This is a genomic window from Bacillus sp. FSL E2-8900 (genome assembly GCF_037966225.1).
Classification (GTDB): Bacteria; Bacillota; Bacilli; order Bacillales; family Bacillaceae_G; genus Bacillus_A; species Bacillus_A cereus.
This window is the reverse complement of the sequence record NZ_CP150193.1, coordinates 4,063,527-4,081,014: the sequence shown is the minus strand read 5'-3', so window position 1 is coordinate 4,081,014 and position 17,488 is coordinate 4,063,527. Positions and strand designations below refer to the sequence as shown.

Genomic DNA, 17,488 nt, shown 5'->3' with positions numbered 1-17,488 from the left:
AGTTTCTTTTTTATAGGGGAGTCTATACGTAAAAAAGGAGATGTAGAAATGGAATGGATATCAATAATTGGACGGACAATGCTTTTGTATATCATCATCTTAATTATTTTTCGTCTTATGGGTAAACGTGAGATAGGAGAGCTAAGTGTATTAGATTTAGTCGTATTTATTATGCTTGGAGAAATGGCTGTAGTGGCAATTGAAAATACCGATAAATCACTTTGGCATCAATTAGTTCCGATGACTTTTCTTATGTGCATCCAAATTATTTTGTCAGTCATTTCCCTAAAGTATCAACGCTTTCGGCATTTAATAGAAGGTGAGCCGGCTATTCTTGTAAACGCGGGAAAGATTGATGAAAAGAAGATGAGAAAGCAACGTTATAATATAGATGATTTAATGATGCAATTAAGGGAACAAGGAGTTGGAGATATTCGGGATGTAGAATATGCTATTTTGGAACCGTCTGGGAAGTTATCTGTCTTTCAAAAACAAAAAAATAAACAAGATACATTGCAGTTTACGCTTCCTCTTATTATTGATGGAGAAATTCAATCTAGTCATTTACAAATGATTGAACATACAGATGCATGGCTTATTGAGAAATTAAAAAACTTAGGTTATAACGATGTAACACAAATTTTATACTGTAGTTTTCAAAACGGAAAATTTTTTGTTGATGTAAAAGAAGATTAGAGATTTATCCTTTGAAAGAGTAAGAATGATTAGTTTAACTAATAATCAGTGGAGATTACCCCACTGATTAAAGTTTCATCTTATTTCAAAAATGAAAGTTTACGAATGATAGGGAGACGACTTAACTCTTCTTTTCGAATGAGTTTGAAAGTGAAGAGAAGTACGATATAAACAATTGTTGTTAAAGTGATTTCCCATAATGTTTGTATGCCAAGGGAATGAGAGAAAATAATATATTTATGAAGATAAAAACCGAAGGCGCCTGCGATACCGATGGCAAGTCCGCCGAAAATATAGTCTTTTGCGTAAATGGTAAATGTAATCTTTTTTAAAACAGTAGCGTAGTGAAGAAATGTTACTGTTACAATATTTGCGGCGATAGCAAGTGCAACCCCCATCATTTGAAATTCTGGCCTTGATGCTAGTACAAAAATAACGATTAATTTCACGATGGCACCAATAAATGTATTCATCATTGCAGCCCTTGCTAAGTTTAAAGCTTGCAAAACAGAGGTAAGTGGACTTTGGAAATAATGAAATAAAAAGCAAGGCGCAAGAAGTTGAATGAATGCTGTTGCGCTGTCTGATCCATACATAAGAGTTAAAACAGGAGAAGCGAATACGTATAATATAACGACAGACCATCCGCCGGTAATTAATGAAATTCGAAGTGCTTGTTGTAAACGGTGCTCCACTAATTTATGTTGTCTTTTTGCCATTGCTTCACTAATAGAAGGGATGAGCGCTGTAGAAAGAGCGTATGTAATAAAGGCGGGTAGTGATAGAAGCGGGAATGCATAACCGTTTAATATACCGTATTGCTGGGTTGCAACAGAAGCAGCGACACCAGCGATTGCTAAGCTTTGCATAACGACAATAGGTTCAAAAAAATATGAAACGGAGCCGATTAAACGACTTCCTGTAGTTGGAAGGGCAATATCCATCAGAGAATAAAATGTCCCTTTGCTTTCCTTTACAGTAGTGAAAAATCCAGAGCGTATTGATAAATGTTTTTCTCGCTGAAATAACGTGAGTAAAAATAATAAGGATGCAACTTCACCGAGAACAGCTGATAACATAGCGCCGGCTGCAGCGTATTCTATGCCGTAAGGTAAAAATAACTGGATGCATATAGCGATAATGGTAATGCGGACGACTTGTTCTAGAACTTGCGCATAAGCGCTAGGTTTCATGTTTTGTTTCCCTTGAAAGTAACCACGCAAAACAGAAGAAACAGCAATAACCGGGACAACGGGCAAAATGGCCATTAATGGATAGTACGTTCTTTCGTCGGTTAATAATGTTTTTGCTAAAATAGGCGTGAGGAACATAATTCCGATTGTTAAAATGATACTAATAACGGATGTAACAGCTAGTGATACGGTTAATATTTTTTTAACTCTTTGTTTATCGTTTACAGCTTCCGCTTCTGCTACAAACTTTGCGATTGCGACAGGAAGACCAATTTGTGTCAATGTAATTGCTAAAATGAATGTAGGAACGGCCATCATATAAAGACCAACGCCTTCTTCTCCTAAAATACGTGCCATTACTATGCGGTTGATAAAGCCAAGTATTTTTGTAATAAAGCCGGCTATCATTAAAATAAATGCGCCTTTTAAAAAGCTTTGTCTCGTCATGTTCTTCTCCTACCTTCTCAAAATCAATGGAATGATTTACAATAATTTATATGCACGTACGAGACAAGAATGACAAGCATTTAAGAGAGTGAAGTATGATAGTGCTCTTGAAAGTAGTTATTGCTGTCCATTAGAGCGGGATTAAAGCGACTTTTTCGTGCTGAAATAAGAAGGAGATGTTATAAATGTTAGATAGAGAGGCTTTGGTAGAATCATACCGCGGACAGTTACAAGTCGTTTTAGAAAGTAAAGTAGAAGAGTTTCAAATGTTCGGTTACGACCGAGTGACAGATGATGACATTTGGAAGTTTCTCAAAGTGAAAAAGTGGAAGAAGATAGACAGCGATGTTAGATTGTATGAATTAGTTAATGACGTATTAACAGTAAGTACTAATGAATATATGACATATTTAACTGTTGAAGCATATCAAGCGCCACTTTGGTCATTTGATGAATATGAAAATAAATAACTGACTGCAATTGGTTTGTTCTTCCTTTTGCAGTATAATGATAGGTATTGATAATCAGGAAATAATTATGTCTAAGATCATATATAAAGGAGGTAGTGAAGAGAGAAAACAAATAATGAAAGTGCAGGTATCGTGAAAACGTACCGGCACAGCTAGTGATGAGCTAGCAAAATTATAGAAAGGAAGTCTACTAACTAGACGTATGCACACGTGTAAAAGTGAATCGTAAGAGATTTATTTAAAGTGTTAGTAGCGGAAAGAGGGTACATATGGCAAAGCGTGGTACGAGAATTGCCGCCTTTTTCCTCATCGTTTTATTAATCGGTGGAGTAATTGGTGCGGCAGGAAAAGACATAGCAAAAGGAATTAGTCTAGGACTAGACCTTCGCGGTGGTTTTGAAATTCTGTATGAAGTAAAACCAGCCAAAAAAGGTGACAAAATCGATCGAGACGTACTTGTAAGTACAGTAGGTGCTCTTGAGAATCGTGTCAATGTTCTCGGTGTAAGTGAGCCGAACATTCAAATCGAAGGGCAAGATCGAATTCGTGTACAGCTTGCTGGTGTACAAGATCAGCAAAAAGCACGTGAAATGTTATCAACACAAGCGAAATTAACATTCCGTGATGTAGATGATAATCTTCTTATGGACGGAACGGATTTAAAAGGCGGCGGAGCGAAGCAAACATTTGATGAGCAAGGCCGTGCGAGCGTAGGTCTTACACTAAAGAGCGCTGAAAAATTCCGTGAAGTAACTGAAAAAATTTCAAAAATGCCACCACCAACGAATTTAATGGTAATTTGGCTTGACTTTGAAGAAGGAAAAGATTCGTATAAAGCAGAATCTGCAAAACCGAATCCGAAGTTCTTATCAGCGGCAACAGTAAGTCAAGTATTTAACCAAGCTGAAGTATCTATCGTAGGTGGAAACTTTACAGTTGAAAGTGCGAAACAACTTTCATCTTTATTAAATGCAGGTGCACTTCCTGTTGATTTAAAAGAAATGTATTCAACATCTGTTGGAGCGAAATTTGGTCAGCAAGCGTTAGAGCAAACGATTTTCGCTAGTGCGATTGGTATCGCTCTTATTTTCTTATTTATGCTTGTATTCTACCGTTTACCAGGACTTGTAGCGGTTATTATGTTAGGTTTATACATTTTCGTTACATTACTTGTCTTTAACTGGATGCATGCAGTTCTGACATTACCAGGTATTGCAGCGTTAGTACTCGGAGTAGGTATAGCAGTTGATGCGAATATTATTACGTACGAGAGACTGAAAGAAGAGCTGAAAATCGGTAAGTCCATGATGTCGGCATTCCGTGCTGGTAACCATCGTTCATTAGCAACAATTTTAGATGCGAACGTTACGACCCTTGCAGCTGCTGGTGTGTTATTCGTTTATGGTAATAGCTCTGTAAAAGGATTCGCAACAAGTTTAATCGTAAGTATTTTGGTTGGTTTTATTACGAACGTATTCGGTACTCGTTTCTTACTAGGTCTACTTGTAAAGAGCCGTTACTTTGATAAAAAACCAGGATATTTTGGTGTGAAACAAAAGGATATTATTCCATTAACAAAAGGTGTAGTACATCCGCCAACGAGATTTGATCGTATTAATTTCGTAAATATCGGTCATAAATTCCTTATCTTCTCGATTGTAGTTGTAATTGCGGGTGCAATTATCTTACCAATTTTCAAATTGAATCTTGGTATTGACTTTGCGAGTGGTACACGTATCGACTTGCAATCAAAACAAGCCGTTACTGTGTCTGATGTTCATAAAGATTTTAAAGAATTGAACATTGATGTGAAGGAAGAAAATATTGTACCGACTGGAGATGACAATAAAGGTTTCGCAGTTCGTACATTAGGTGTTTTATCAAAAGATGAAATTGCGAAAACAAAAACATTCTTCCACGATAAATATGGTACAGATCCAAACGTAAGTACAGTTTCACCGACAATCGGTAAAGAAATTGCACGAAATGCATTTATCGCTGTACTGATTGCTTCTGCGGTTATCATTTTATACGTAAGTATTCGTTTCCGATTTACGTATGCGCTATCTGCAGTACTTGCATTATTACATGACGCATTCGTTATGATTGTTATGTTTAGTATTTTCCAATTAGAGGTAGACTTAACGTTTATCGCTGCAGTACTAACAATCATCGGTTATTCTATTAATGACTCGATTGTTACATTTGATAGAAACCGTGAATTATACAAACAGAAAAAACGAGTGCGCGATATAAAAGATCTAGAAGAAATCGTAAATGCAAGTATTCGCCAAACGCTTGGTCGCTCGATTAACACCGTATTAACAGTGTTATTCCCAGTAATTGCACTGCTTATCTTCGGTAGTGAGTCACTACGTAACTTCTCGTTTGCGTTACTTGTTGGATTAATAGTAGGTACGTACTCTTCTGTTTTCGTTGCCTCTCAAATTTGGTTAATGCTTGAAAACCGTCGTTTGAAAAAGGGGAAAAACAAGAAGAAGGTTGAGAAAGTAGAATCTGAACCGCAAGTATAGAAAAGATGATGCCTTATTATGAGGCATCTCTTTTTTCGTTTGTGGATACAATAAGATAGCAACTTTTTGATGGGAAGAAGATGGAAGAAAGTGGTGGTGTTATTGCTGTTTTTGTTAAAATAAAAAGATAGGTTAAGAAAAGAAGGGATTTTAATTATGGAAAAAGATGAACGTTTTAAACAGGCCGAGTTTGGTGCTATTGTCGGGATCGTTGGTAATATTATATTAGCAATTGTAAAGGCGGTAATTGGTTATATTGGGAACAGTAAAGCACTGCTAGCAGATGCGGTGCATTCTGCATCAGATGTAATTGGTTCGCTAGCTGTACTTTTTGGATTGCGAGCGGCAAAGCAGCCACCTGATGAAGATCATCCGTATGGTCATGGTAAAGCGGAATCGATTTCAGCGATTATTGTTGCGGTATTATTATTTATTGTGGGACTTGAAATCGCGATTTCATCTATAAAAGCTTTTTCGCAAGAACTAGAACCGCCGAAAGGAATTACGATTTTTGCTGTTGTTCTTTCAATCGTCGTGAAAGAAGGAATGTTTCAATATAAATTCCGATTAGGGAAAAGGGTAAATAGTGATGCAATTATTGCAAATGCATATGAGCACCGTTCGGATGTATTTTCTTCAATTGCAGCTTTAATCGGTATTTGTGCAGCTATACTCGGTGGTAAGCTTGGTATAGACTGGCTTGTATATGCTGATCCGATTGCAGGATTAGTTGTTTCGCTTCTTGTTGTAAAAATGGCATGGAGCATTGGAGCGGAAGCAATTCATGCAACGCTTGACCATGTTCTTCATGAGGAGGATGTTATTCCGCTTAGAGAAGCAGTCCTTCAAGTAGATGGTGTGAAAAAAATTGGTTCTTTATATGCACGGGAGCATGGTCATTATGTTATTGTCGATATTAAAGTGTCTGTAGATCCATACATTACTGTAGAAGAAGGACACCGTATTGGAAAACATGTGAAAGAAATACTTATGAAACAAGATAATGTACAAAATGTATTCGTACATATAAATCCGTATTCTCCAAATTAAACATCATTAACATTTTAGTATATAGATATTGCATCGTAGTTTGCATTATATTGTCACCCCTTAATCTGTCTTGTATAATGAACAGGTTAAGGGGTGATTTCGTGTTACAACCGAAGACGCGTTGGAAAGAAAAAGAATATAATGACGAACGAGTGAGTGAATTAGCAAGTAAATTACAGTTATCGCCACTTGTCGTTTCATTATTCCTCGGTAGAGGACTAGATACAGAAGATAAGATTTTAGATTTTTTAAATACAGAAAATCAAGAATTTCATGATCCATTTTTATTAGAAGGAATGGATAGAACGGTAGAACGTGTAAATAAGGCGATTCAAAATGGAGAACAAATATTAATATTTGGTGATTACGATGCAGACGGAGTAAGTAGTACAACTGTGTTATATCTTGCTCTTCAAGAATTAGGTGCAGAAGTAGAATTTTATATTCCAAATCGTTTTACAGAAGGGTATGGACCGACCGAAGAAGCATTTCGTTGGGCGCATAGCGCAGGGTTCTCGCTAATTATTACTGTCGATACTGGTATTGCAGCGGTACATGAAGCGAATGTAGCGAAAGAGCTTGGAATAGATCTAATTATTACAGATCACCATGAGCCACCGCCAGAATTGCCAGAAGCACTTGCGATTATACATCCGAAATTAGATGGCGGTGTATATCCGTTTCACTATTTAGCTGGTGTAGGTGTTGCGTTTAAAGTTGCGCATGCGCTATTAGGCCGTGTACCAGAACATTTATTAGAGATCGCAGTAATCGGTACAGTAGCCGATTTAGTATCACTTCATGGTGAAAATAGGTTGCTAGTGAAACGCGGTTTAAAACATATGCGTATGACGAGAAATATTGGTTTGAAGGCATTGTTTAAAGTTGCTAACGTTTCGCAAAGTGAAATTACCGAAGAGAGTATTGGCTTCTCAATTGCACCTCGTATTAATGCGGTCGGGCGTTTAGAAGATGCTGCGCCGGCTGTACACCTTTTATTATCAGATGATCCAGAGGAAGCGAAAGAGCTAGCTGAAGAAATTGATGAGCTGAACAAACTGCGAAAAGATATTGTAAAGCAAATTACAGAAGAAGCTATCGCTGAAGTGGAAAATAACTTCCCACCAGAAGAAAATAAAGTATTAGTACTTGCAAAAGAAGGTTGGAATCCGGGTGTAATTGGGATTGTCGCTTCTAAATTAGTTGAACGTTTTTATCGTCCGACTATTGTATTATGCATTGATCCTATAAAAGAAACAGCAAAAGGCTCAGCGCGTAGTATTGCAGGATTTGATTTGTTTGCAAATTTATCAGATTGTAGAGAGTTATTGCCACACTTTGGAGGGCATCCGATGGCAGCGGGAATGACGCTACATATGAATGATGTAGATGAATTACGTCGCCGCTTAAATGAACAAGCAGATGCAATTTTAACAGAAGAAGATTTTATTCCAATTACAGCAGTTGATGTTTTTTGTAAAGTAGAGGATGTAACACTAGCGGCAATTGAAGATATGCAAAAACTAGCCCCGTTTGGTGTTGGAAATCCGAAACCACGTATTGCAGTGAAAGATGCAGAGTTAGAAAGTATTCGCGCGATCGGATCAGATGGCTCTCATTTAAAAATGGCTCTTCGTGATGGACAAGCAACACTGGATACAATTGGATTTGGTTTTGGTGCATATGCGAAAGAAATCTCTCCAGTTGCAAAAGTATCTGTAATAGGAGAAGCATCCATCAATGAATGGAATAATTTTAAGAAGCCACAATTAATGGTACAAGATATTGCTGTAGAGGCGTGGCAATTATTTGATTGGCGTAGTATGCGTAATGCAGAAGCAAATTTAGCAGAACTTCCGAAAGAAAAAATAACAATGGTGTATTTTTCTGAAGAGGTATTGAATAAATTTTCTTTAGAGAGCTATAAAGAAAAGCTCATGCATGCTTCAGAAGTAACGCATTTAGATGATCAATATATCGTGTTACTTGATTTACCAAAAGGAACAGATGAATTAAGTGAGCTATTTAAAGTAGGATTCCCAGCGCGAATTTATACGCTATTTTATCAAGAGAATAACCACTTATTTAGTACAGTTCCGACGAGAGAACACTTTAAATGGTACTATTCTTTCTTAAGCCAAAAAACACCATTTTCTTTAAGACAATATGGAGAACAACTATGTCGTCATAAAGGTTGGTCAAAAGATACAGTAAATTTCATGACACAGGTGTTTTTTGAGTTAGAATTTGTTACAATAAAAGATGGCGTCATTTTTATGGCAGACAAAAAACAAAAGCGTGATTTAATTGAATCGAACACATATCGTGAGAAAATGAACCACTTACAATTAGAAAAAGAATTGGTTTATAGCACATATCAGCAACTATATACATGGTTTGAAACGATTCGTAATCATAAAGAAGTAGAACAGTTAGGGTAAAGGATTTGTATTTACAAACCTTTTAGATCTGAGGAGGATTCAGAAATATGGATTTCAAGCAACATATCGCAATTGTACCGGATTATCCGAAAGAAGGTATTGTGTTTAAAGACATTACACCTTTAATGAATGACGGTAAAGCATACAAAGCAGCAACAGATGCAATCGTTGAATACGCAAAAGAAAGAGATATCGATGTTGTAGTAGGACCAGAAGCTCGTGGTTTCATTATCGGTTGCCCAGTTTCTTATGCGTTAGAAGTAGGATTTGCACCAGTTCGTAAATTAGGAAAATTACCACGTGAAGTAATTACTGTTGACTACGGTAAAGAATATGGTAAAGATGTTTTAACAATCCATAAAGATGCAATTAAGCCAGGTCAACGCGTATTAATTACAGATGATCTATTAGCTACAGGTGGAACAATCGAAGCGACAATTAAGTTAGTTGAAGAGCTAGGCGGAGTTGTAGCAGGGATTGCATTCTTAGTAGAGCTTACTTACTTAGATGGTCGTAAAATGTTAGATGGTTACGATGTATTAGTATTAGAAAAATACTAATCACTATATAGGTAAAACTACGGTGATAAAAAGTACCCGTGAATCTCTTGGAGAGGAGCGGGTACTTTTGTATAATTGAACAAAAAATCATGGTGAAATGTCAGTAAAATCTTTTCCTTTTCACAATTCACAATCATTGGGTTATAATGATAGAATATAATTTATTCTATTAAATAAAGATAAAGTCAATTTTCAATAAAAGGTGATTCGATGGCAAATGAGCAGGTACTAACAGCTGAACAGGTACTCGAGAAAGCAAGTCAATATTTAGCGGATGAAGATATTGAGCTAGTGGCACGTGCCTATGAATATGCACGTGATGCGCATAGCGAACAATATAGAAAATCGGGTGAACCGTATATTATTCATCCGATTCAAGTTGCAGGTATTTTAGTTGATTTACACATGGATCCAGCTACGGTATCAGCAGGTTTCTTACATGATGTAGTGGAAGATACAGAGATTACGTTAGAAGATATTGAACGGGAATTTAACAAAGAAATTGCTATGCTTGTTGATGGTGTTACAAAGCTTGGGAAGATTAAATATAAATCTCACGAACAACAACAAGCAGAAAACCATCGCAAAATGTTTATTGCAATGGCTCAAGACATTCGAGTTATTTTAATTAAACTAGCTGATCGTCTTCATAACATGCGTACATTGAAACATTTGCCTCAAGAGAAGCAGCGTCGCATAGCGAATGAAACGTTAGAAATCTTTGCACCTTTAGCACATAGACTCGGAATTAGTACTATTAAATGGGAGCTAGAGGATACGTCACTTCGCTATTTAAATCCCCAACAATATTATCGTATTGTAAATTTAATGAAGCGTAAACGTGCAGAACGTGAAGAATACTTAGACGAAGTAATGACTGGTATTCGTGAGAAATTAAAAGAAGTTGCAATTCAACCTGAGATTTCTGGAAGACCGAAACATATTTACAGTATTTATCGTAAAATGGCACTGCAAAATAAGCAGTTCAATGAAATTTACGATTTATTAGCTGTACGTGTCGTTGTAAATAGTATTAAAGATTGTTATGCGGTGCTTGGAATTATTCATACGTGCTGGAAGCCGATGCCAGGTCGTTTTAAAGATTATATTGCAATGCCAAAAGCAAATCTATATCAATCTCTTCATACGACTGTAATTGGACCGAAAGGTGATCCACTTGAAGTGCAAATTCGTACGAAAGAAATGCACGAAATTGCAGAATTCGGGATCGCGGCACACTGGGCGTACAAAGAAGGAAAAACAGCAGAAACAACAGGTACATTAGAGAAGAAACTCACATGGTTCCGTCAAATACTAGAATGGCAAAATGAAGCTTCTAATGCAGAAGAATTTATGGAGTCATTAAAAATTGATTTATTTTCTGACATGGTATTCGTCTTTACACCGAAAGGCGATGTAATGGAATTACCACTTGGATCGGTTCCGATTGATTTCGCGTATCGTGTCCATTCGGAAATTGGGAATAAAACAATTGGTGCAAAAGTAAACGGTAAAATGGTGACGTTGGATTATAAATTAAAAACAGGCGACATCATTGAAATTTTAACGTCGAAACATTCTTATGGCCCAAGTCAAGATTGGGTAAAACTTGCTCAAACATCTCATGCAAAAAATAAAATTCGTCAATTCTTTAAGAAACAACGTAGAGACGAAAATATTGAAAAAGGCCGTGAACTTGTTGAAAAGGAAGTACGTGGTCTAGAGTATGAGATGAAAGAAGTATTAGCGCCTGATAACTTAAAACGCGTCGCTGAGAAATTTAACTTTGCAAATGAAGAAGATATGTTTGCAGCAGTTGGATATAGCGGAATTACAGCTTCGCAAATTGTTACGCGACTAACGGACAAGTTCCGCAAACAACGCGAAGAAGAAGAAATTGTTGAAGTTAAAGAAGTTCGTAAACCGATGAAAATTCGAAAATGGGATTCTGGTGTAAAGGTAAGCGGTGCTGATAATTTATTAATCCGTTTATCGAAATGCTGTAACCCAGTTCCAGGCGACGATATCGTTGGATATATTACGAAAGGCCGAGGTGTATCGATTCACCGCCGTGATTGTGTAAACGTTCATACAGAAGAAGCTGTAGAACGTTTATTAGAAGTAGAGTGGGAAGGTAGCCCTGAAAAAGAAATTGAGTATAACGTTGATATTGAAATTTCGGGTTACGATCGCCGTGGTTTATTAAATGAAGTACTGCAAGCTGTTACAGAGACGAAAACGTACATTTCAGCTGTTTCTGGTAGAAGTGACCGTAATAAAATGGCAACAATTAATATGTCAATCTCGATTCGTAACTTACAACACTTGAAAAAAGTAGTAGAACGCATTAAACGCGTTCCAGAAATTTATGCAGTACGACGCATGATGCATTAATAGGGAGTGTAGAAAGATGAGAGTTGTTTTACAACGATCAAAGAAAGCGTCTGTCGCAGTAGACGGTGAGATCGTAGGACAAATTCCGTTCGGTTTAACATTACTAGTTGGCATTACGCACGAAGATACAGAAAAAGATGCAACTTACATTGCGGAAAAAATTGCAAACTTACGTATTTTTGAAGATGAGAGCGGAAAGATGAATCATTCTGTACTTGATGTAGAAGGACAAGTTCTATCTATTTCGCAATTCACATTATACGGAGATTGCCGCAAGGGCAGACGTCCAAACTTTATGGATGCTGCGAAACCTGACTATGCAGAGCGTTTATACGATTTCTTTAATGAAGAAGTTCGTAAACAAGGATTACATGTGGAAACAGGAAAGTTTGGAGCAATGATGGACGTTTCTTTGATCAATGATGGTCCGGTGACCTTAATTGTAGAAAGTAAATAGTGTTGATAAAAAAGAGAGGGTTATATAATCCTCTCTTTTTTATACATTGTTGTATGTTTTGTTCATTTATTTGGAATCAATAGCAGTTTCGGTTATGTATAACTCTCTCATCAATATGGAACAATAAAAAGTAAAACATCCATATTGAATGTGAGGGATATACGTATGCGTATGAATGAAAAAGGGCATTCTGTTACAAATGGTGCAAATCAACTGTTTAACGTGAATTTTCATGATTTTATTTCAAAAGAGCAAAACAATACTTCAATGGAGCTTGCTTCGGAGTTTGGGATTTCTCTTCAAGATGTAAAGCGTTTAAAGAAGCAGATTGAACGTTCTTAGAGCACTTGACAATCCTACTTAACAAACGTATAGTAATTTTATATTTACATATGAATATAACCGTTGATAGAGAAGAGTAAATGAGACACACATGGAAAGAGAAGGAATGTCTTAGGCTGAAAACATTTCTGCATGATGACTGATTGAATGACACTCTAGAGGTTTCAACTTGAACGGCATATATGCTTAGTAGGGATGAACGCATATTTAAGCGTTATTAAAAAAGTGGAAGCATACGTGCTTCAATTAGGGTGGCACCACGGGTATAATACTCTCGTCCCTACTGTTTAAACAGTAGAGGCGGGAGTTTTTTTATTTTTATTAAGATTAAAACAATTTGAGGAGGAACTGAATATGTCTATTCAAATCCCACGCGGAACGCAAGATATTCTTCCAGGCACTGTTGAGTTATGGCAGTATATCGAAGGGCAAGCACGCGAAATTTGCCGTCGTTACAATTATAAAGAAATTCGTACACCAATCTTTGAACACACTGAGCTATTTTTACGCGGTGTTGGTGATACGACAGATATCGTACAAAAAGAAATGTACTCATTCCAAGATCGTGGAGAGCGTAGCTTAACATTACGTCCAGAAGGTACTGCACCTGTTGTACGTTCTTACGTTGAAAATAAAATGTTTGGTGATGCGACACAACCAACGAAATTATACTATATCGGTCAAATGTTCCGTTATGAAAGACCACAAGCAGGTCGCTATCGTCAATTCGTACAATTCGGTATCGAAGCAATCGGCAGTAATGACCCTGCAATTGATGCAGAAGTAATTGCACTTGCTGTTGAATTTTACCGCGGCATGGGCTTAAAAAATATTAAAGTTGTATTAAACAGTTTAGGTGACGCAGCGAGCCGTCAAGCACACCGTGATGCATTAATCGCACACTTTGAGCCACGTATCGGCGAATTCTGTTCTGACTGTCAATCTCGCTTAGAAAAGAACCCACTTCGAATTTTAGACTGTAAGAAGGACCGTAACCATGAATTAATGGGAACAGCACCATCTATTACAGAATACTTAAACGAAGATTCAGCAGTATACTATGACAAAGTTCAAGAACTATTAACGATGATGGATGTTCCATTTGAAAAAGATCCGAACTTAGTGCGTGGTTTAGACTACTATCAACACACTGTTTTTGAAATTATGAGTGAGGCAGAAGGTTTCGGTGCGATCACTACATTAAGCGGTGGTGGCCGTTATAACGGACTTGTACAAGAAATCGGTGGACCAGAAATGCCAGGTATCGGTTTTGCAATGAGTATTGAACGTTTAATTATGGCGCTAAAAGCTGAAAACATTGAATTACCACTTGAACATAGCATTGATTGTTACGTTGTAGCGCTTGGCGAAAAAGCGAAAGACCATGCTGCAAAAGTTGCGTTCGATCTTCGTAAAGCTGGATTGTCAGTTGAAAAAGATTATTTAGATCGCAAAATGAAAGCACAATTTAAATCAGCAGATCGTCTAAAGGCGAAATTTGTAGCTGTATTAGGAGAAGATGAGCTAGATAAAGGCATCATTAACTTAAAAGATATGGCAACAGGTGAACAAGAAGAAGTAGCGTTAGATGTATTTGCTTCATACGTAGCAGAGAAATTAATATAGGGGGAACTTACAGTGGCTGAAAGAACACATGCATGTGGAAAAGTAACAGTAGAAGCTGTTGGACAAACAGTTCAATTAAAAGGTTGGGTACAAAAACGCCGTGACTTAGGTGGATTAATCTTTATCGATTTACGTGACCGTACAGGTATCGTACAAGTTGTATTTAACCCAGAAACATCAAAAGAAGCGTTAGAAGTAGCAGAAACAATTCGTAGCGAATACGTATTACACGTAGAAGGTACAGTTGTTGAACGTGGTGAAGGCGCAATTAATGACAATATGGCAACTGGTCGTATTGAAGTACAAGCAACAAAAGTAAATGTACTAAATGCAGCGAAAACAACGCCAATTATCATTGCTGATGATACAGATGCATCAGAAGATGTGCGTTTAAAATATCGTTATTTAGACTTACGTCGTCCTGTAATGTTCAACACATTCAAAATGCGTCACGACGTAACAAAAACAATTCGTAACTTCTTAGATACAGAAGAGTTCTTAGAAGTAGAAACACCAATTTTAACGAAAAGCACGCCAGAAGGAGCTCGTGACTATTTAGTGCCAAGTCGTGTACATGATGGTGAATTCTATGCATTACCACAGTCACCACAGTTATTTAAACAGCTTCTTATGGTCGGCGGATTTGAGCGTTACTATCAAGTAGCACGTTGTTTCCGTGATGAAGATTTACGTGCGGATCGTCAACCAGAATTCACGCAAATCGATATCGAAGCTTCATTCTTAACACAAGATGAAATTTTAGATATGATGGAGCGTATGATGACGAAAGTTATGAAGGATGCAAAAGGTGTAGAAGTGAGTGCACCATTCCCTCGTATGAAATATGCTGATGCAATGGCTCGCTACGGTTCTGATAAGCCAGATACACGCTTTGAAATGGAACTAACAGACTTATCTGAGTTTGCTGCAGGTTGTGGCTTTAAAGTATTTACAAGTGCTGTAGAAAGCGGCGGACAAGTAAAAGCAATTAATGCAAAAGGTGCTGCAAGTAAATATTCTCGTAAAGACATCGATGCATTAACTGAATTCGTGAAAGTATACGGTGCAAAAGGTCTAGCTTGGCTTAAAGTTGAAGAAGACGGACTAAAAGGACCGATTGCGAAATTCTTCGGTGAAGAAGATGCAAATGTGTTAATGAGCACATTAGAAGCTACTGCTGGCGACTTATTACTATTCGTAGCAGATAAGAAGAGCGTTGTTGCAGATAGCTTAGGCGCACTTCGTTTACGTCTAGGTAAAGAGCTTGAGTTAATTGATGAAAGTAAATTTAACTTCCTATGGGTAACTGATTGGCCACTTCTTGAGTACGATGAAGATGCAGATCGTTACTTCGCAGCTCACCACCCATTCACAATGCCATTCCGTGAAGACGTTGAGTTACTAGAAACAGCACCAGAAAAAGCACGTGCACAAGCATATGACCTTGTATTAAACGGTTATGAGCTTGGTGGTGGATCACTTCGTATTTACGAGCGTGACGTACAAGAAAAAATGTTCAAAGCACTTGGATTCTCACAAGAAGAAGCGCAAGAGCAATTCGGATTCTTATTAGAAGCATTCGAATACGGTACACCACCACACGGCGGAATCGCATTAGGTTTAGATCGTCTTGTTATGTTACTTGCAGGCCGTACGAACCTTCGTGATACAATTGCATTCCCGAAAACAGCAAGCGCAAGCTGCTTATTAACAGAAGCTCCAAGCCCAGTTGCAGAAGCGCAGCTTGAAGAACTGAACTTAAAATTAAGCTTGAAAGAAGAGAAGTAAGAATAGGGTCTAGATGGTTATACTATAACCGTCTAGACTTTTTTTGAGAGGTTGTTTAAAAAGTCCGGTTTAGATAACTGTCGCATCCCATCGTTGCTTCGCCAGTCCGGTGCTCGAGTAGTATTTCTACACTGCGCTCCTCCTGGCTTCAGCGCCTCAATCTGCTCGGTTCTCTAAATCCTCCTTTTTAAACGTGTATTTAGGAAGAAATAAAATTCTGGTCTATGTTTTCATTCTCGAAATATGTATTTTTAGGAATTCTATAACTTTTTCTATACAAATAGTCGGAAAAACGCTAGAATACATGGTAGACCATTTTTGTAATAGGAGTGTAGAGCTGAATGTTACATCAATTTTCACGTAATGAATTAGCCTTTGGTAAAGAAGGACTTGAAATATTAAAAAATAGTACAGTCGGTATTTTAGGAATTGGCGGCGTAGGTTCTTTTGCAGCTGAAGCGTTAGCACGTTCTGGCGTAGGACGTCTCGTATTAGTTGATAAAGACGTTGTAGATATTACAAACGTAAACCGTCAAATTCACGCTTTAGTATCTACTGTAGGACGTTCAAAAGTAGAATTAATGAAAGAGCGTATCGCGGACATTAACCCAGAGTGTGAAGTAATTGGACTAGAAATGTTTTATACAGATGAAACATATGAAGAGTTCTTTAAGTACGGTTTAGACTTCGTAGTGGATGCATCTGATACGATTACGTTCAAAATTCATTTAATTAAACAATGTTTACGTCGTAAAATTAAAATTATCTCAAGTATGGGTGCAGCAAATAAAATGGACCCAACTCGTTTCCGTATTGCGGACATCTCTAAAACACATACAGATCCAATTGCGAAAGTCATTCGTACGAAGCTTCGTAAAGAGGGTATTAAAAAAGGTGTAAAAGTTGTCTTCTCTGACGAAAACCCAATCGTAATTCGTGAAGAAGTACGTAAAGAAATTGTACCAGACGAGAATGCAAAAATTCGTAAGGCGAAACTACCGCCTTCATCAAATGCATTCGTACCATCTGTGGCAGGCTTAATTATGGCAAGTCACGTTGTACGTGAACGCATTAAAAACGTAGAAGTGAAACGTGTAGGGCAAGAATAAAAGAAAAGCATATATCCATTTTGGATATATGCTTTTTTATATGTATTAAAGAAATATGAATATTTGCATCACTACTAGTTCAAATGTAAGTAAGGTTAGTAAGCAATAATCATATTTATCTGATTTATAGGCGGATGTCTTTTTTAGACTGTTAATGGTGAAAAGAGCTAAAGTTAGGACGAGAAGGCCAAGAGTTATTTTGAAGATTATTAATGAAATAGCAACCATCTCCCTTTAAAGGTATATGTTTATAATAACATTTTAGTAAAAAATATCTAATCTGTTGTAGGAGTTTCCTTGTATGACAAGGAGGAATGTTATTGTCAATCTTTGTCGTTAAATCGATATCCTTTATTGAATCGTTGATATATTGTAAGTTGT

At 37.2% G+C, this 17,488-nt stretch carries 13 protein-coding genes and 1 other annotated feature; of the genes, 12 read left to right on the top strand and 1 reads right to left on the bottom strand.

Features of this window, described 5'->3' with window-relative positions; genetic code table 11:
* The first annotated feature begins 48 nt into the window (after positions 1–48).
* Positions 49–696, top strand: coding sequence for a DUF421 domain-containing protein (locus tag NST90_RS20885; protein ID WP_000454817.1), 648 nt, complete (start codon positions 49–51; stop codon positions 694–696).
* A gap of 80 nt (positions 697–776) precedes the next feature.
* Here NST90_RS20885 and spoVB read toward each other — a convergent pair whose 3' ends face one another.
* Positions 777–2,336, bottom strand: a complete 1,560-nt coding sequence (gene spoVB / locus NST90_RS20880; RefSeq protein WP_006926732.1) for a stage V sporulation protein B — start codon at positions 2,334–2,336, stop codon at positions 777–779.
* Between the two features lie 185 nt (positions 2,337–2,521).
* Between spoVB and NST90_RS20875 the strand changes: the two genes are divergently transcribed.
* From NST90_RS20875 to NST90_RS20825, 11 genes are all read left to right on the top strand, one after another.
* On the top strand, positions 2,522–2,806 hold the full coding sequence (locus NST90_RS20875; RefSeq protein ID WP_000886979.1) for a post-transcriptional regulator: 285 nt from the start codon (positions 2,522–2,524) through the stop codon (positions 2,804–2,806).
* A 269-nt stretch (positions 2,807–3,075) separates the two neighbouring features.
* Positions 3,076–5,340: a protein translocase subunit SecDF gene (gene secDF / locus NST90_RS20870; RefSeq protein ID WP_001119081.1), complete on the top strand. Its 2,265-nt coding sequence runs from the start codon at positions 3,076–3,078 to the stop codon at positions 5,338–5,340.
* 156 nt (positions 5,341–5,496) lie between these two features.
* The gene (locus NST90_RS20865) at positions 5,497–6,390 is read left to right on the top strand and encodes a cation diffusion facilitator family transporter (protein ID WP_000409746.1); all 894 of its coding nucleotides are present in this window, start codon (positions 5,497–5,499) and stop codon (positions 6,388–6,390) included.
* A 101-nt stretch (positions 6,391–6,491) separates the two neighbouring features.
* Positions 6,492–8,831 (top strand): single-stranded-DNA-specific exonuclease RecJ, encoded by a 2,340-nt coding sequence (gene recJ, locus NST90_RS20860; RefSeq protein WP_283748091.1) that lies wholly within the window; start codon positions 6,492–6,494, stop codon positions 8,829–8,831.
* A 47-nt stretch (positions 8,832–8,878) separates the two neighbouring features.
* Positions 8,879–9,391, top strand: a complete 513-nt coding sequence (locus NST90_RS20855) for an adenine phosphoribosyltransferase (protein WP_000346215.1) — start codon at positions 8,879–8,881, stop codon at positions 9,389–9,391.
* Between the two features lie 210 nt (positions 9,392–9,601).
* Entirely contained in the window at positions 9,602–11,785 is a 2,184-nt protein-coding gene (gene relA / locus NST90_RS20850; protein ID WP_001262795.1) for a GTP diphosphokinase, read from the top strand.
* A 16-nt stretch (positions 11,786–11,801) separates the two neighbouring features.
* Entirely contained in the window at positions 11,802–12,242 is a 441-nt protein-coding gene (locus tag NST90_RS20845; protein ID WP_001266961.1) for a D-tyrosyl-tRNA(Tyr) deacylase, read from the top strand.
* Between the two features lie 165 nt (positions 12,243–12,407).
* Entirely contained in the window at positions 12,408–12,584 is a 177-nt protein-coding gene (locus tag NST90_RS20840; RefSeq protein ID WP_001242605.1) for a hypothetical protein, read from the top strand.
* A gap of 54 nt (positions 12,585–12,638) precedes the next feature.
* Positions 12,639–12,869 (top strand) — a binding site (T-box leader).
* Positions 12,870–12,938: 69 nt separating this feature from the next.
* The gene (hisS, locus tag NST90_RS20835) at positions 12,939–14,210 is read left to right on the top strand and encodes a histidine--tRNA ligase (protein ID WP_000027084.1); all 1,272 of its coding nucleotides are present in this window, start codon (positions 12,939–12,941) and stop codon (positions 14,208–14,210) included.
* A 12-nt stretch (positions 14,211–14,222) separates the two neighbouring features.
* Positions 14,223–15,998, top strand: coding sequence for an aspartate--tRNA ligase (gene aspS / locus NST90_RS20830; RefSeq protein ID WP_000840898.1), 1,776 nt, complete (start codon positions 14,223–14,225; stop codon positions 15,996–15,998).
* A 341-nt stretch (positions 15,999–16,339) separates the two neighbouring features.
* A complete protein-coding gene (locus tag NST90_RS20825) occupies positions 16,340–17,107 on the top strand; it encodes a tRNA threonylcarbamoyladenosine dehydratase (RefSeq protein WP_000903179.1) in 768 nt (255 codons plus the stop codon).
* Positions 17,108–17,488 lie beyond the last annotated feature (381 nt).

What these genes read in the sequence shown, in the direction of transcription:
- NST90_RS20885 (WP_000454817.1), top strand. Translation starts at nt 49, where the DNA reads ATGGAATGGATATCAATAATTGGACGGACAATGCTTTTGTATATCATC.
- spoVB (WP_006926732.1), bottom strand. Translation starts at nt 2,336, where the DNA reads ATGACGAGACAAAGCTTTTTAAAAGGCGCATTTATTTTAATGATAGCC.
- NST90_RS20875 (WP_000886979.1), top strand. Translation starts at nt 2,522, where the DNA reads ATGTTAGATAGAGAGGCTTTGGTAGAATCATACCGCGGACAGTTACAA.
- secDF (WP_001119081.1), top strand. Translation starts at nt 3,076, where the DNA reads ATGGCAAAGCGTGGTACGAGAATTGCCGCCTTTTTCCTCATCGTTTTA.
- NST90_RS20865 (WP_000409746.1), top strand. Translation starts at nt 5,497, where the DNA reads ATGGAAAAAGATGAACGTTTTAAACAGGCCGAGTTTGGTGCTATTGTC.
- NST90_RS20855 (WP_000346215.1), top strand. Translation starts at nt 8,879, where the DNA reads ATGGATTTCAAGCAACATATCGCAATTGTACCGGATTATCCGAAAGAA.
- relA (WP_001262795.1), top strand. Translation starts at nt 9,602, where the DNA reads ATGGCAAATGAGCAGGTACTAACAGCTGAACAGGTACTCGAGAAAGCA.
- NST90_RS20845 (WP_001266961.1), top strand. Translation starts at nt 11,802, where the DNA reads ATGAGAGTTGTTTTACAACGATCAAAGAAAGCGTCTGTCGCAGTAGAC.
- NST90_RS20840 (WP_001242605.1), top strand. Translation starts at nt 12,408, where the DNA reads ATGCGTATGAATGAAAAAGGGCATTCTGTTACAAATGGTGCAAATCAA.
- hisS (WP_000027084.1), top strand. Translation starts at nt 12,939, where the DNA reads ATGTCTATTCAAATCCCACGCGGAACGCAAGATATTCTTCCAGGCACT.
- NST90_RS20825 (WP_000903179.1), top strand. Translation starts at nt 16,340, where the DNA reads ATGTTACATCAATTTTCACGTAATGAATTAGCCTTTGGTAAAGAAGGA.